Genomic DNA, 13,310 nt, shown 5'->3' on the forward strand with positions numbered 1-13,310 from the left:
GCGAAGGGCAGTCGGCAAAGCCGACAGAGGGGGTTCTCTCAGGAGGCACCACCAAAGCGTCGAGCACTGCCGCGGCGGCCCCCCCCCCCCGGGGGGGGGGCCCCCCCCCCACACCCCCCCTAGTCCGCCCCCCCCCGCCGCGCGGGGGGGGGGCCCGCGACGGCCCGTGCCCAACCCCCACCCGACCGCTGCGCGGTCACCCTCCCCACAAGGGGAGGGTAAGGGCGCCCTGAATGCATTTCGGACCCCATCTCCTCCTCGCCGCCCTCGAAGGCCTTGTCACCTCAGCCGTGCTGGCGCTGACGGCGCTTGGGCTGTCGCTGGTGTTCGGCGTCATGCGCGTCGTCAACGTCGCCCATGGCGAGTTCTTCATGCTGGGCGCGGTGCTGGCCTGGGCGATCTCGACGGCGATACCCGGCCATCCCACGCTCGGCTTCCTGGCGGCGCTGGTGATTGCGCCGCTGATTGTCGGCGCCATTGCGCTGGTAGCCGAGCGGCTTGTGCTGCGGCGGCTCAATTACAATCCGGAAGCCACCATCGTCGCCACGATCGGCATGCTCTACATCATCCAGCAGCTGGCGTTGAGCTTCTATGGCCCGGAAGCCCGCCCGGTGGAGCCGCCCTTCAGCTACCGCATCCTTTTGCCCTGGTTCGGCTATTCCGGCTACAAGCTGTCGATCATTGCCGCTTCGGCCCTTCTGCTCATCGCCACCTGGCTGGTGCTGACGCGCACCAAGATCGGCCTCATCATGCGCGCCACCCAATATGACAGCGAGACGGCGCAGGCCTTCGGCATTCCGGTCGCCCGCGTCTATGCCGGCGTCTTCGCGCTCGGCGCCATGCTGGCGGCCATCGCCGCCGTGCTGATCGTGCCGATCAGTCAGGCGCACTACCTGATGGGGCAGGACCCGCTGCTGTTGTCCTTCATCGTCGTCATCATCGGCGGCCTCGGCTCGCTGCGCGGCACCGTCGTTGCCGCCGTGCTGATCGGCCTGTCCGACGGCATCATCTCGGTGTTCTTCTCGCCGACTTTGGCCAAGATCATAGCCACGCTGCTGGTGGCCATGGTGCTGGTGTTCAGGCCGCAAGGCCTGTTCGGGCAGGCGCCGCGATGAGCGAAGCTTCGCCGGCAAAAGCCTATGCATTGCATGTCGGCGCCATCGCGCTGCTGTTTGCGCTGAGCTTCGTCCTGCCCGACTACCATCATGGCCTGCTGGCCCGAATCATGGTGCTGGCGGTGTTCGCCATGGGCTACAACATGCTGTTCGGCTATGTCGGCCTGCTCAGCCTCGGCCACGCCATGTTCTTCGCCGCCGGGCTCTATGGCGCTGGTCTCGCCGTCATCCATCTCGGCTGGAGCGTGCCTTTGGCTTTCCTCGCCGGCATCGCCTGCGGCGCGCTGCTGGCACTGGTGATCGGCCTGCTGGCGCTGCGCACCACCGGCGTCGCCTTCATGATCGTCACCATGATGTTCGCGCAGGTGTTTTACCTCGTCATCCTCTATTTCGCCGCTTGGACCGGCGGCGACCAGGGTCTGGTCGTGCCGCAGCCGGCGCGGGTTCTGGCCTTCGGCGCGACATCGCTCGACCTAACCAACCCGACCGTGCGCTACATGAGCGCGCTGGCGCTGTTCTCGGTCGTGCTGCTGATCACCCTCGCCATCGTCCGCTCCCGCTATGGCCGCGTGCTGGTCGCGGTGCGCGAGAACGAGGAGCGCACGAAAATGCTGGGCTACGACACCTTCTCCAACAAGCTGATCGCCGTCGTCGTCTCCGGCACCATCTGCGCCGCCTCGGGTGCGGCCTATGCGCTGCTGTTCGGCTATGTCGGCTCGAGCTTTGCCTCGGTGCAGTATTCCATCCTGCCGCTGCTCTGGGTGCTGCTCGGCGGCGCCGCCACGACGCTGGGCGCGCTGCTCGGCACGGTGTTCATGTACTATGTCATCGACACCGCCAGCGGCTACACCTCCGCCTATCTCCAGATCGTCGGTATTGCGCTCATCCTGCTGGTGCTGTTTTTCCCCAAAGGCATTCTGGGCACCATCCGCCAGCGCTGGCTCGGGTGGCTGCCATGATGCCGTTGCTGACCACCAAAGGCCTGGCGCGCAATTTCGGCGGCCTGCGCGCCGTCGACGGTGTCGACTTCCAGCTGATGCCGGGCGAGATCCGCGCCGTCATCGGGCCCAATGGCGCCGGCAAAACCACCTTCGTCAGCCTGGTCAGCGGCCGCATTCAGCCATCGTCCGGCATGATCGTCTTCGACGGCGCCGACATCACCAGCCAGCCGGCCTATCTCAGGGTGCGCCGGGGCATCGCCTACACCTTTCAGATCACCAGCGTCTTCGCCAACCTCTCTGCCTACGATAATGTCGCGCTGCCGGTGCAGCGCACGCTGACCGACGGCCGCTCGAAAGGTGCGGTGCGCACCGGCGTCATGGCCGCGCTGGAACGCACCGGACTTGCGGGCCGCGCCCATATGCCGGCCGGCCAGCTTTCCTACGGCCATCAGCGCCTGCTGGAAGTGGCAATGGGCCTGGCGCTGAAGCCGCGGCTTTTGATCCTCGACGAGCCGACGCAGGGGCTGGCCGACAGCGAGATCGACAATTTCATCGAACTGGTGCGCGAGATCGCCAAGAGCGCCACCGTGCTCCTGATCGAGCACAACATGCCGGTCGTCATGCAGCTGGCCGACCGCATCACCGTCTTCAACGCCGGCAGGATCCTGGCCGAAGGCACCCCCGAACAGGTTCGCGCCAACACACAGGTGCAGGAAGCCTATCTGGGGACGGCGCCATGAGCGAAGCCCCCAAGACTGAGGCCCCCAAGACTGAAGCCCACAAGACTGAAGCCCACAAGACTGAAGCGCTGACCATCTCCAGGCTCGAATGCTTCTATGGCGAGGTTCAGGTGCTCTACGAGCTTGATCTCGTGCTCAACAAGGGCGAGGTGCTGTGCCTGTTCGGTCGCAACGGCGCCGGCAAGACGACGGCGCTGAAAGCAATCATGGGGCTGGTCCCGTCGAGCGCCGGCTCGATCCGGCTCGCCGGCAAGGAGTTGACCGGCCTGCCGGCGCATGAGGTGCCCAAGGCCGGCGTCGCCTATGTACCGCAAGGCAGGCGGCTGTTCGCCGAGATGACGGTGGCGGAAAACATCGAGATCGGTCTGATGGCGCGCGGCAAGGGCAGAGCGACGCGCGAGAGCGTGCTCGATCTCTTCCCGCTGCTGCGCCAGCGGCTGCGCCAGCGCTCCGGCACTTTGTCCGGCGGCGAGCAGCAGATGCTGGCCATGGCCCGTGCGCTTTGCCTTGAGCCGCAGGTGCTGTTGCTAGACGAGCCGACGGAGGGGCTGATGCCGTCGATGATCGCCAAGATCCGCGAGACGGTGGTGAAGCTGCGTGAGCTAGGTGTCTCCACCATTCTGGTCGAACAGCGCGTCGACGCCGTGCTGTCCGTCGCCGACCGCGTCTGCTTCATCGAGAACGGCCGCAACCGCGAGACCGTCGATGTCGAGCAATTGCGCGCCGACCCATCGGCAGTCAGGCGCTATGTCGGCATCGGCTGATCAGCCGAAAAACAGGAACCCGGCGATCAAAAAGATCGGGATCAGCACCAGCCCTGACCATGCCATGTAGCCGAAGAAGCCCGGCATCTTCACACCGCGGTGTCGGGCAATGGCGTAGACCATGAAGTTGGGTGCATTGCCGATATAGGTGTTGGCGCCCATGAACACCGCGCCGGCCGAGATCGCAGCCAGCGTCGAGGCCGCCTCCGTCATCAGGTGCCGCGCGTCGCCGCCTGCGAGTTCGAAAAACACCAGATAGGTCGGCGCATTGTCGAGGAAGGACGACAGCCCGCCGGTCAACCAGAAATAGGCGAGATCATTGGGCTGGCCGGTGGGTGACGTCACCAGCGCCACCAGCGGCGCCAGCGCGCCGTCATGGCCGGCGCGAAGGATGGCAATGACCGGCACGATGCAGATGAAGATGCCGGCAAACAGTTTCGCCACCTCCGCGATCGGGCCCCAGGTGAAGCCGTTGGCCTCGCGATGGCTCTTGAGGGAAACGACAAGCGACAGTCCGGCGAGCCCCAGGATAATGGCGTCGCGCGCCAGGTTCTGCAGTTCGAGGCTCACGCCCAGCACTGAAAAGCTCACGCCTGGCTTCCATGCTGCCGACAGCAGGATCGCGGCAATGACGCCGGCCAGCAGCGGCAGATTGGCCAGGCCGCGAAGGCGCACCTTTGTATCCGGCGTCGGATCCTTGATCTTCGGCGCGCCGCCTTCACGGCGATGCAGCATGATGTCGATGGCCAGGAAGACAAGCAGCACCAAGCCGCCGGTGAACAGCGTCTCGCGCCAGAGGTTCGCCGTCGTCCAGAAGAAGTCGACGCCGCGCAGGAAGCCGACGAACAATGGCGGGTCGCCCAAGGGCGTCAGCGAGCCGCCGATGTTGGACACCAGGAAGATGAAGAAGATGACGACATGGGCGTTGAACTGCCGGTTGTCGTTGGCGCGCAGCATCGGCCGGATCAGGATCATCGAGGCGCCGGTGGTGCCGATCACCGAGGCCAGCATTGCCCCGACGAGCAGCAGCCCGGCATTGACCAGCGGCGTGCCATGGATGTTGCCGGCCACAAGGATGCCGCCCGAAATGGTGTAGAGCGCGAACAGCAGGATAATGAACGACATGTATTCGGTGAGCAGCGTGTGCAGCACGGCTTCACCGGCTACCGGAACGCCGAATGCAACCATCAGCGGGATGACCGCCAGCGCTGCCCAGCCGGCGGCGATCTTGCCGTAATGATGCTCCCAGACATGGTGGAACAGCAGCGGTCCGGTGGCGATCGAGAGCAGCAGGCCAGCGAAAGGCAGCGCCCACCACAGCGACATGGCAGCATCGGGCAGACCGCGGGCCTCGGCCGCGAAGGCCATTTGCGGAGACACAGCGGAAGCGAGTACACCTGCCGCGAAAGCCTTCCCCAACTGTGTGCAGCCCCCTCGATGCGTCACGATCCAGTCACTCCGAGATCGGGTCTTCGAGCCTCACCCCGGCATCGCGCATCCTCTTCAGCATCGCCTCGACCGAACCGTTGAGATCGATGCCGCGGCACGCGTCGAGCCGCACCGTCGTCTTGAAGCCTTGCTTGACCGCGTCGAGGGCCGAGAAGGCGACGCAGAAGTCGGTCGCCAGGCCAACCACGGTCACGGTGCCGATGCCGCGCTCCTTGAGGTAGCCGGCGAGCCCGGTCGGCGTCTTGTGGTCGTTCTCGAAGAAGGCGGAGTAGCTGTCAATATCGGGGCGGAACCCCTTGCGGATCACCAGCTCGGCCTTGGTCCAGGCGAGCCCCGAGTGAAAATCCGAACCGAGGCTGCCCTGGATGCAATGGTCGGGCCACAGAGTCTGCGGCCCATAGGGCATCTCGATTGCGCTGAAGGGCTGCGCCCCCGGATGGCTGGAGGCAAAGCTCGAATGTCCGGCCGGGTGCCAGTCCTGCGTCAGCACGACATGCTCGGCATGCCGGATCAGATCGTTGACCAGCGGCACGATTTCGTCGCCGCCGGCAACCGCCAGTGCGCCGCCGGGGCAGAAGTCGTTTTGCAGGTCGATGACAACAAGCGCTTCGTCGGCCATGGCGCCTCTCCTCTTCTACGTCTCGAACGGGGGATCGAGTGAAATACGCCGCTGATGCGACCGGATGCAGAAACTCGACCGGATGGCCGCCTGCGTCAACCTCCTACAGCGCCGCGCGTCCCCTTCGGACGCGCAAAGGACGCTGTAGCACTTTACTTTGCGCAGGATCCTTTCCGAAAATCGATTCCGATTTTTGGGGATCATGCGCGGACGTAACAAATGCATGGCGGCCGGGTTCCCTTAAACTCCGGCTTTGACAATTTCCGCCAGCTTGATATCATTTGCATACGAATGAATTTGGCCTGATCAGACATTGGCGGGGTTCGGGAAGACCCCACCTTTTGAAGGTCCCAATGGGAAGGCCTATTTTTTTGGAAGGCAAAGCGTGATCCGTTACGCGAAACCCGCCACGCTCGACGAGGCGCTCGCTCTGCTGGGCGAGGGCGCCTGGCGCGTGCTTGCCGGCGGCACCGATTTCTATCCGGCGCAGGGCGCCAAACCGTTCCGCGACAATGTTCTCGATATTAACGGCCTGGTCTCGCTGCGCGGCATTGCCGAGACCGAAACCCATTGGGTTTTGGGCGCCCGCACCACCTGGACCGACCTTGTCCGCCATCCATTGCCGGCGGCTTTCGATGCGCTGAAGCAGGCCGCGCGCGAAGTGGGCTCCCTGCAGATCCAGAATGTCGCCTCGATCGCCGGCAATCTCTGCAATGCTTCGCCTGCCGCCGATGGCGTTCCGGGACTGCTGGTGCTGGACGCCGAGGTCGAGCTGCGCTCTGCAGCCGCGACGCGTCATCTGCCGCTGCAGCAGTTCATTCTCGGCAACCGCCGCACCGCTTTGCTGCCGGGCGAACTGGTCACCGCCATCCGCATCACGAAGCGGGCCTCTGCCGGCACGTCGGCCTTCGTCAAGCTCGGTGCGCGGCGTTACCTCGTCATCTCCATCGCCATGGTGGCGGCGCGCCTCGTTGCCGAGAGTGGCATAGTCATGGAAGCCGCTGTCGCGGTCGGGTCCTGCTCGGCCGTCGCCAGGCGGCTCGCCGCTGTCGAAGCCGTGCTGGTGGGCAAGCCTGTCGGCCCGGCACTCGCCGATGCTCTCCTGTCCGCGCCGATGGCCGAGCTCTCGCCGATTGCCGACGTGCGCGGCAGCGCCGAATACCGGCTCGACGCAGCGCGCGAGCTTGTCGCTCGCGCCGTGCTGGGAGCCTGCGGGCTGACGAACGACAACAGCATGGTGGCGGCATGAGCCACTCCGAGATGATTGAAGCCCTGCCCGACCTCGTGCCGGGCCTCGGCATCGAGCGCGCCGAGATCGCCTTCGCCGTCAATGGCGCCGCCGTCTCGGTCAATGTGCCGCCGCTGCGCCGGCTGTCGCAGGTTTTGCGCGACGAATTGCAGCTGACGGGCACCAAGGTTGGCTGCGATGCCGGCGATTGCGGCGCCTGCACGGTGCTGGTCGACGGCGACGCCGTCTGCGCCTGCCTGATGCCGGCGGCCTCCGCAGCCGGGACGTCCGTAACGACCGTCGAAGGCCTCGCCGATGGCCGGCTCTCGGCTCTGCAGGCGTCCTTCCTGGCGCATGGCGCCGCGCAATGCGGCATCTGCACGCCGGCGCTGCTGGTCGCGGCAACGGCGCTGCTGGATGGCACGCCGAATCCGACCGAGACCGAGGTGCAGGATGCGCTGGGCGGCATCCTCTGCCGTTGCACCGGCTACAGAAAGATCATCGCGGCAGTGATGGATGCGGGACGGTTCGAGACGTCGACCGACGGCGCTGCCCCTCATCCGCCTGCCGGCACCCTCACCCCGTATAGTGACGGGGAGAAGGGAAGTGCTCCAGCGCCGACGCTCCCCGCTCCCCGTTCTTCACGGGGAGAGGGTAAGGGTGAGGGGCAGCGCCAACGTCATTCGTTGGAATTCAACTTTGAACGTAGAATGCCAACCACAGGGAATGCTGTAGGCGCCTCCCCGGTCCGGCTCGACGGCGTGCCAAAAATCACCGGCGCTGAAAAATTCGGCGGCGATGCCTTTCCCGCCGATGCGCTGGCTGTGCTGGTGGTCCGCTCGCCGCATTATCATGCCGGCTTCGCCTTCGGCGACCTGGAGGGCTGGGTGAAGTCGCATCCCGGCATCGCCGGCGTCTTCACCGCCGCCGACATCCCGGGAAAAAACTGTTTCGGCGTCATCGGTCCGTTTGCCGACCAGCCGGCGCTGGCCGAAGGCTTTGCGCGGCTGCGCGGCGAGGCAGTGGCGCTGGTCGCCGGCGAGCGCGAGGCCATGCTCGATCTCGACCTCCAGGATTTCCCGGTCCGCTGGACCGAGCTGCCGCATTTTCTGCAGCCCGGCGACGCGCAGGCAGAAGGGGCTGCGCTCATCCACGCGAACCGCCCGGCCAATTTGTTGACCAAGGGCTTTGTCGAGCGCGGCGACCCCGAGACGGCGCTTGGCGAGGCTGCTTACACGGTGTCCGGTGCCATCGACACCTCCTATGTCGAGCACGCCTATATCGAGCCGGAAGCCGGCCATGCCTACATGGACGGCGACACGCTGGTCGTCGTCGCCTGCACCCAGGCCCCCTACATGGATCGCGACGAAACGGCGAAGGTGCTCGGTCTTGCCGTCGACAAGGTGCGCATCGTGCCGACCGCGACCGGCGGCGGCTTCGGCTCGAAACTGGACGTTTCACTGCAGCCGCTCATCGGCCTTGTGGCACTGAAAACCGGCCGGCCGGCGGCGCTTGCCTACACCCGCACCGAATCGATGATGTCGACCACCAAGCGCCACCCCGCCGAGATGAAGGCGACGATCGGCACTGACGCCGAGGGCCATGTCACCGGCATGATCTTTTCCGGCGATTTCAACACCGGCGCCTATGCCAGCTGGGGCCCGACCGTCGCCAACCGCGTGCCGGTGCATGCCTCCGGTCCCTATGCGACGCCGAATTACCGCGCCGAAGGCCGCGCCATCCACACCCACGGGCCGATTTCCGGCGCCTTCCGCGGCTTCGGCGTGCCGCAGGCGACGATCATGCAGGAGACGCTCTATGATGAGCTCGCCGGCAAGCTGGGCATGGACCGGCTCGATTTTCGGCTGAAGAACTGCCTTCGGAACGGATCCGAAACGGTTACCGGACAGCGACTGGAGTCGGGCGTCGGCATATTCGAGTGCCTCGACTCCTTGCGGCCGCATTGGGCTCGCGCGAAGGCCGACGCAGATACATTCAACAATGCCAATACGAGCAAAAAGCGCGGCGTCGGCATCGCGTCCTGCTGGTATGGCTGCGGCAACACCTCGCTGCCCAATCCGTCGACCATAAGGGTCGGTATCTCGCCAGACGGCGACGTCATCCTGCACCAGGGCGCCGTCGATATCGGCCAGGGCTCCAACACCGTCATCGCCCAGATCTGCGCCGACGCACTCGGCCTGCCGCTGGAAAAATTCAAGCTGAGAACCGCCGACACCGCGATCAGCCCCGATGCCGGCAAAACATCGGCCTCGCGCCAGACTTTTGTCACCGGCAAGGCGGCCGAAAAAGCCGGCCGCGCCTTGCGCGAAAAGATCCTGCGTTTTGCCAATGTCTCGGAGAAAGCTGCCCTGCAATTGGACGGTCCGGTGATCGTCATTCGCGAGGGCGAAGCCACTCGGCGCATCGATCTCCCAGCCCTCGATGTCGATGCGGGCGGTTTCGTCTTCCGCGCCGAGGAGACCTACGATCCGCCGACGCTGCCGCTCGATGCCAAGGGCCAGGGCAAGCCTTACGCCGTCTATGGCTATGGCGCGCAGATCGCCGAACTCGAAGTCGATCTCAAGCTCGGCACGGTGAAGCTCTTGAAAATCACCGCCGCGCACGATGTCGGCAAGGCTATCAACCCGCTGCTGGTCGAAGGCCAGATCGAAGGCGGTATCGCGCAAGGCATCGGCATGGCGCTGATGGAGGAATACATCCCCGGTCGCACCGAGAATTTGCACGACTATCTCATCCCGACCATCGGCGATGTGCCTGAGATCGAGCACATATTGATCGAGGTTCCCGATCCGGAGGGACCGTTCGGCGCCAAGGGCCTGGGCGAGCATGTGCTGATCCCGACCGCACCCGCCATCCTCAACGCCATACGCCACGCCACCGGCGTTCTCATCACCAAGGTTCCGGCGACGCCGGCGCGCATCCGCGCCGCCATCCGCGAAAAAGATGGCATCCGCGACAAGGAGGCACGCCGATGAGCGAGCTTGCCGAACGCTTCGAAACCCACGATCCGGGCGAAAAGCTGGTGGCGGAAAAGATCCGCTGCGATGCCTGTCCGGTGATGTGCTACATCGCCGATGGCCGCACCGGCGCCTGCGACCGCTACGGCAATGTCGGTGGCCGCATCGTGCGTATGGACCCGCTGACCATCCTCGACCATGCGGCAGAGAGCGGCGCCGCGGTCGTGCCTTTCACTGCCGAGGGCGAGCAATGGGACGGCGAACTGGTCAACACCGGCCGCCGCTTCGTCACTGCGATCGGCGCCGGCACCACCTATCCCGACTACAAGCCGGCCCCCTTCATCGTCAGCCAGGAGGTCGAGGGCGTCGATCTGGTGACCGTGGTCACCGAAGGCATTTTTTCGTACTGCGGCGTCAAGGTGAAGATCGACACCGACCGCCATCTCGGTCCCGAAACGGCAATCGTGCGCGCGCAAGGCGAGCCGATCGGCCACGTCACGACAGGCGAGTATGGCTCGCAGATGCTGTCGCTGGGCGGCGTGCATCATCTGACCGGCGGCTCCAAGGCCGAAGGCCGGGCAACCTGTGACGCGATGCTCAGTCTGTGCAATCGCAAGCCGGTCGAACTGACCATCGATGGCGGCGCCACCATCATCGTCGAAGCCGGCAAACCACCTGTCATCGACGGCAAGCAGGAACACCGTATGCGGGTCGGCTGCGGCTCGGCCACGATCGGCATGTTCGCCACGCAATGGCGCGGCCTAGTCGACGAGGTGGTGGTGGTCGACGACCATATCACCGGCGTTGTCTCCGAGCATCAGGCCGGCAAGGTGCTGGGCTGGCAGGACACCGGCATCAAGATCATCGGCCGCCGCTCGACGCCGGGCCGCTATTTCAAGGTCTCCGAGCCCGGCCTTGGCTGGGGCGGCACCTCGATTTCCGACCCGCTGTCGATCCTCGGCGGATGGAACGCCAAGAAGGGCGCCCGCCCCGGCCTGTCGCTGCTGATGGTGTCGACCACCGGCGAGCAGTTCGCCTATTACGAACTCGACGACGAGTTGAAGCCGGTTGAAAAACCGTTCCCCGAGCGGCTGCAGAAATCGGTCGGCCTGATCGAGGACAATTGCGAGCCGGCGCTCTGCACCGTGCTGTTCATTGGCGGCGCCGGCGGCTCGCTGCGCGCCGGCGTCACCGAAAACCCGGTCAATCTCACCCGCTCGGTGCAGGGCCTGAAGACCTATGTCACCGTCGGCGGCGCTCCGGTCTATGTCTGGCCGGGCGGCGGCATCACGCTGATGGTCGACGTCATGCGCGTGCCGGAAGGCGCCTTCGGCTATGTGCCGACGCCGGCGCTGGTGGCGCCGATCGAATTCACGCTACGCCGCGACGACTATGTCCGGCTGGGCGGCTACGAGGCCGAGATACGCAGCGTCGAGGATATCGTTGCCAAAGGCGGCGAATATCTCAACCCGCGCCGCGGCTCAGGCGCCGCGGCCCACAATCCATGGCCGCCGCTGGCGCAGTTGCGCCGCGTCGGCTCGAACGGGGCCTCTTGATGCAAGGCCCGCAAGTCCACTGGCTGCAGGACGGCAAGCGGCTGCACCTCAACCACGGGCCGATCGACCTGATCGTCGAGGCCTTTGGTGAGGCGGCTGAGTGTCGTGCCGCCTACGATCAGGCGATCGAGCGCTTCCAGACGATCCTGATCGAGTTGGTCGAGGAGCTTCCCGAATTGCGGCTGCCGGCATTTTTCCTGGCGCCGCGCACCTTCGCCGGCCCGACGGCGCGGCGCATGGAAGCAGCCGTCATGCCCTTGGCGGAATGCTTCATCACGCCGATGGCCGCCGTCGCCGGATCGGTAGCCGACGAAATGCTCTCGGCATTGCTTGCCGGTCGCAAGCTCGACCGGGCCTATGTCAACAATGGCGGCGACAGCGCCCTCCATATCGGCAAGGGCCAGTCGATGAACCTGGCGATCGCCGGCACCGGCAACGGCATGGCCGACCGCCTCACCATTCGCTCGGCGGACGGCGTGCGCGGCGTCGCCACCAGCGGCTGGCGCGGCCGTTCGTTCTCGCTTGGCATTGCCGACGCCGTCACCGTGCTGGCCCGCACCGGCGCCGAGGCCGATGCGGCGGCGACACTCATCGCCAACGCCGTCGACCTGCCCGGCAATCCCGCCATCAAGCGCATTGCCGCGCAAGACTTGGCGCCCGACAGCGATCTCGGCGCGCGGCTGGTGACACAAGCCGTCGGCATGCTCGCGCGTGGCGATGTGGAGCGGGCGCTGGACAATGGCCTTGCCGTCGCCGAAGATTTTCGCCGGCGCGGCCTGATTGCCGCATCGGCGCTGTTTCTAGGTGGGGAAGCCCGCATCAGTGGTTCCATGGCGCTTGCCGCGCCCAACAAAAATCCAGGGAAGGAAGTTGCCCATGCCTGAGTTTCCGATCCGCAAGATTGCGGTTCTGACCGAAGAGATCTTTCACGATGGCGGGCCGGTCGCTGCTCTGCCGCGCCGCCGCGCTGCAGCCGTGGCCCTGGTGAAGAACCCGTTCGCCGGCCGCTACGTCGAAGAACTGCAGAGCGCCATGGACGATCTGAAGCCGCTTGGCCTGCTGCTCACCGACAAGCTCATTGCCGCATTGGGCGGCGACATCAAGCAGATCGACGCCTACGGCAAGGGCACCATCGTCGGTTCGTCAGGGGAGCTGGAGCACGGCGCGCTCTGGCATGTGCCGGGCGGTTATGCCATGCGCGAGCGGCTGGGCGACGCCAAGGCGATCGTGCCGTCGGCAACCAAGGTCGGGGCGTTCGGCTCGCGGCTCGACGTGCCGCTCGGCCACACCAACGCCGCCTATGTCCGCAGCCATTTCGACGCCATGGAGGTCGGCCTCAGCGACGGGCCGCGTGCCGACGAAATCCTGTTTTGCCTCGCTATGAGCTGCGGCCCGCGCGTGCACGACCGCATGGGCGGCCTGGCTGCAGGCGACATCAAGGCCTGGGATGGCCTGCGATGAGCGGCGGTGACAATCTTCTCAAGCTGGTCGAGGCCGAAGAGCCCGACGAACATGATTACCGCCTGCAGGAGCAGGTCGGCTTCATCCTGCGCAAGGCGCATCAGCGCCATGTCTCGATCTTTGCCGCCCAGATAAGCGACCTGACGCCGCCGCAATTTGCTGCACTTGCCAAGCTGCACGATGTCGGCGAGACCTCGCAGAACCAGTTGGGCACGCTGATCGCCATGGACGCGGCGACGGTCAAGGGCGTCATCGACCGGCTGAAGGCGCGAGGCCTGGTAGACCTGACCAAGCACGAGGTCGACAAGAGGCGGCTGCTGGTCAACCTCACGCCAGAGGGACGCGAGGCGATCGAACGGCTGATCCCGTTGGCCCGCGCCATCACCCAGGAGACACTGGCGCCGCTGACGGCCAAGGAAGCGGCCACGTTTATGCGGCTGCTAGCGAAGTTAGCCTGAT

12 protein-coding genes are annotated in these 13,310 nt (G+C 65.7%); 10 read left to right on the forward strand and 2 right to left on the reverse strand.

The features are described from left to right. The first annotated feature begins 233 nt into the window (after window positions 1-233). Genes NKI06_RS04715 through NKI06_RS04730 form a run of 4 tightly spaced genes read left to right on the forward strand, consistent with a single transcriptional unit; the run spans window position 234 to window position 3,560 of the window. A complete protein-coding gene (locus NKI06_RS04715) occupies window positions 234-1,115 on the forward strand; it encodes a branched-chain amino acid ABC transporter permease (protein ID WP_023683565.1) in 882 nt (293 codons plus the stop codon). After that, window positions 1,112-2,074 (forward strand): branched-chain amino acid ABC transporter permease, encoded by a 963-nt coding sequence (locus NKI06_RS04720; protein WP_352984277.1) that lies wholly within the window; start codon window positions 1,112-1,114, stop codon window positions 2,072-2,074. The genes NKI06_RS04715 and NKI06_RS04720 overlap by 4 nt, the downstream gene beginning before the upstream one ends. Beyond that, complete coding sequence (locus NKI06_RS04725) at window positions 2,071-2,796, forward strand: ABC transporter ATP-binding protein (protein WP_023732664.1); 726 nt, start codon at window positions 2,071-2,073, stop codon at window positions 2,794-2,796. The genes NKI06_RS04720 and NKI06_RS04725 overlap by 4 nt, the downstream gene beginning before the upstream one ends. Continuing rightward, window positions 2,793-3,560, forward strand: coding sequence for an ABC transporter ATP-binding protein (locus NKI06_RS04730; protein WP_023732663.1), 768 nt, complete (start codon window positions 2,793-2,795; stop codon window positions 3,558-3,560). Before NKI06_RS04725 ends, NKI06_RS04730 begins: the two co-directional genes overlap by 4 nt. On the opposite strand, the gene NKI06_RS04735 is transcribed toward NKI06_RS04730, so the two are convergent. Together NKI06_RS04735 and pncA are read right to left on the reverse strand one after the other, a co-directional pair. Further along, window positions 3,561-4,928 carry a sodium:proton antiporter gene (locus NKI06_RS04735; protein ID WP_023732662.1) on the reverse strand — a complete coding sequence of 456 codons (1,368 nt, stop codon included), beginning with the start codon at window positions 4,926-4,928 and terminating at the stop codon, window positions 3,561-3,563. It abuts the gene before it with no gap. Between the two features lie 85 nt (window positions 4,929-5,013). Further along, the gene (gene pncA, locus NKI06_RS04740; protein WP_023732661.1) at window positions 5,014-5,628 is read right to left on the reverse strand and encodes a bifunctional nicotinamidase/pyrazinamidase; all 615 of its coding nucleotides are present in this window, start codon (window positions 5,626-5,628) and stop codon (window positions 5,014-5,016) included. 385 nt (window positions 5,629-6,013) lie between these two features. Here pncA and NKI06_RS04745 point away from each other — a divergent pair, with 385 nt between their 5' ends. The 6 genes from NKI06_RS04745 to NKI06_RS04770 are packed head-to-tail and all read left to right on the forward strand — an operon-like array spanning window position 6,014 to window position 13,309. Next, window positions 6,014-6,877 carry an FAD binding domain-containing protein gene (locus NKI06_RS04745; protein WP_023732660.1) on the forward strand — a complete coding sequence of 288 codons (864 nt, stop codon included), beginning with the start codon at window positions 6,014-6,016 and terminating at the stop codon, window positions 6,875-6,877. 11 nt (window positions 6,878-6,888) lie between these two features. Continuing rightward, window positions 6,889-9,852 (forward strand): molybdopterin-dependent oxidoreductase, encoded by a 2,964-nt coding sequence (locus NKI06_RS04750; RefSeq protein WP_502900574.1) that lies wholly within the window; start codon window positions 6,889-6,891, stop codon window positions 9,850-9,852. After that, window positions 9,849-11,390, forward strand: a complete 1,542-nt coding sequence (locus NKI06_RS04755) for a 6-hydroxynicotinate reductase (RefSeq protein ID WP_352984282.1) — start codon at window positions 9,849-9,851, stop codon at window positions 11,388-11,390. The genes NKI06_RS04750 and NKI06_RS04755 overlap by 4 nt, the downstream gene beginning before the upstream one ends. After that, on the forward strand, window positions 11,390-12,274 hold the full coding sequence (locus tag NKI06_RS04760) for a UPF0280 family protein (protein WP_352984283.1): 885 nt from the start codon (window positions 11,390-11,392) through the stop codon (window positions 12,272-12,274). Before NKI06_RS04755 ends, NKI06_RS04760 begins: the two co-directional genes overlap by 1 nt. After that, window positions 12,267-12,851: an amino acid synthesis family protein gene (locus NKI06_RS04765; protein ID WP_023703687.1), complete on the forward strand. Its 585-nt coding sequence runs from the start codon at window positions 12,267-12,269 to the stop codon at window positions 12,849-12,851. The genes NKI06_RS04760 and NKI06_RS04765 overlap by 8 nt, the downstream gene beginning before the upstream one ends. After that, window positions 12,848-13,309, forward strand: coding sequence for a MarR family winged helix-turn-helix transcriptional regulator (locus NKI06_RS04770; protein ID WP_023671294.1), 462 nt, complete (start codon window positions 12,848-12,850; stop codon window positions 13,307-13,309). The genes NKI06_RS04765 and NKI06_RS04770 overlap by 4 nt, the downstream gene beginning before the upstream one ends. Window position 13,310 lies beyond the last annotated feature (1 nt).

The sequence above is a fragment of the Mesorhizobium sp. M0772 genome, assembly GCF_040320135.1.
Lineage (GTDB): Bacteria > Pseudomonadota > Alphaproteobacteria > Rhizobiales > Rhizobiaceae > Mesorhizobium.

Excerpts from the sequence above, each read along its gene's own strand:
- NKI06_RS04715 (WP_023683565.1), top strand. The coding sequence starts at position 234 with ATGCATTTCGGACCCCATCTCCTCCTCGCCGCCCTCGAAGGCCTTGTC.
- pncA (WP_023732661.1), bottom strand. The coding sequence starts at position 5,628 with ATGGCCGACGAAGCGCTTGTTGTCATCGACCTGCAAAACGACTTCTGC.
- NKI06_RS04770 (WP_023671294.1), top strand. The coding sequence starts at position 12,848 with ATGAGCGGCGGTGACAATCTTCTCAAGCTGGTCGAGGCCGAAGAGCCC.
- NKI06_RS04765 (WP_023703687.1), top strand. The coding sequence starts at position 12,267 with ATGCCTGAGTTTCCGATCCGCAAGATTGCGGTTCTGACCGAAGAGATC.
- NKI06_RS04735 (WP_023732662.1), bottom strand. The coding sequence starts at position 4,928 with ATGGCCTTCGCGGCCGAGGCCCGCGGTCTGCCCGATGCTGCCATGTCG.
- NKI06_RS04725 (WP_023732664.1), top strand. The coding sequence starts at position 2,071 with ATGATGCCGTTGCTGACCACCAAAGGCCTGGCGCGCAATTTCGGCGGC.
- NKI06_RS04760 (WP_352984283.1), top strand. The coding sequence starts at position 11,390 with ATGCAAGGCCCGCAAGTCCACTGGCTGCAGGACGGCAAGCGGCTGCAC.
- NKI06_RS04755 (WP_352984282.1), top strand. The coding sequence starts at position 9,849 with ATGAGCGAGCTTGCCGAACGCTTCGAAACCCACGATCCGGGCGAAAAG.
- NKI06_RS04750 (WP_502900574.1), top strand. The coding sequence starts at position 6,889 with ATGATTGAAGCCCTGCCCGACCTCGTGCCGGGCCTCGGCATCGAGCGC.
- NKI06_RS04720 (WP_352984277.1), top strand. The coding sequence starts at position 1,112 with ATGAGCGAAGCTTCGCCGGCAAAAGCCTATGCATTGCATGTCGGCGCC.
- NKI06_RS04730 (WP_023732663.1), top strand. The coding sequence starts at position 2,793 with ATGAGCGAAGCCCCCAAGACTGAGGCCCCCAAGACTGAAGCCCACAAG.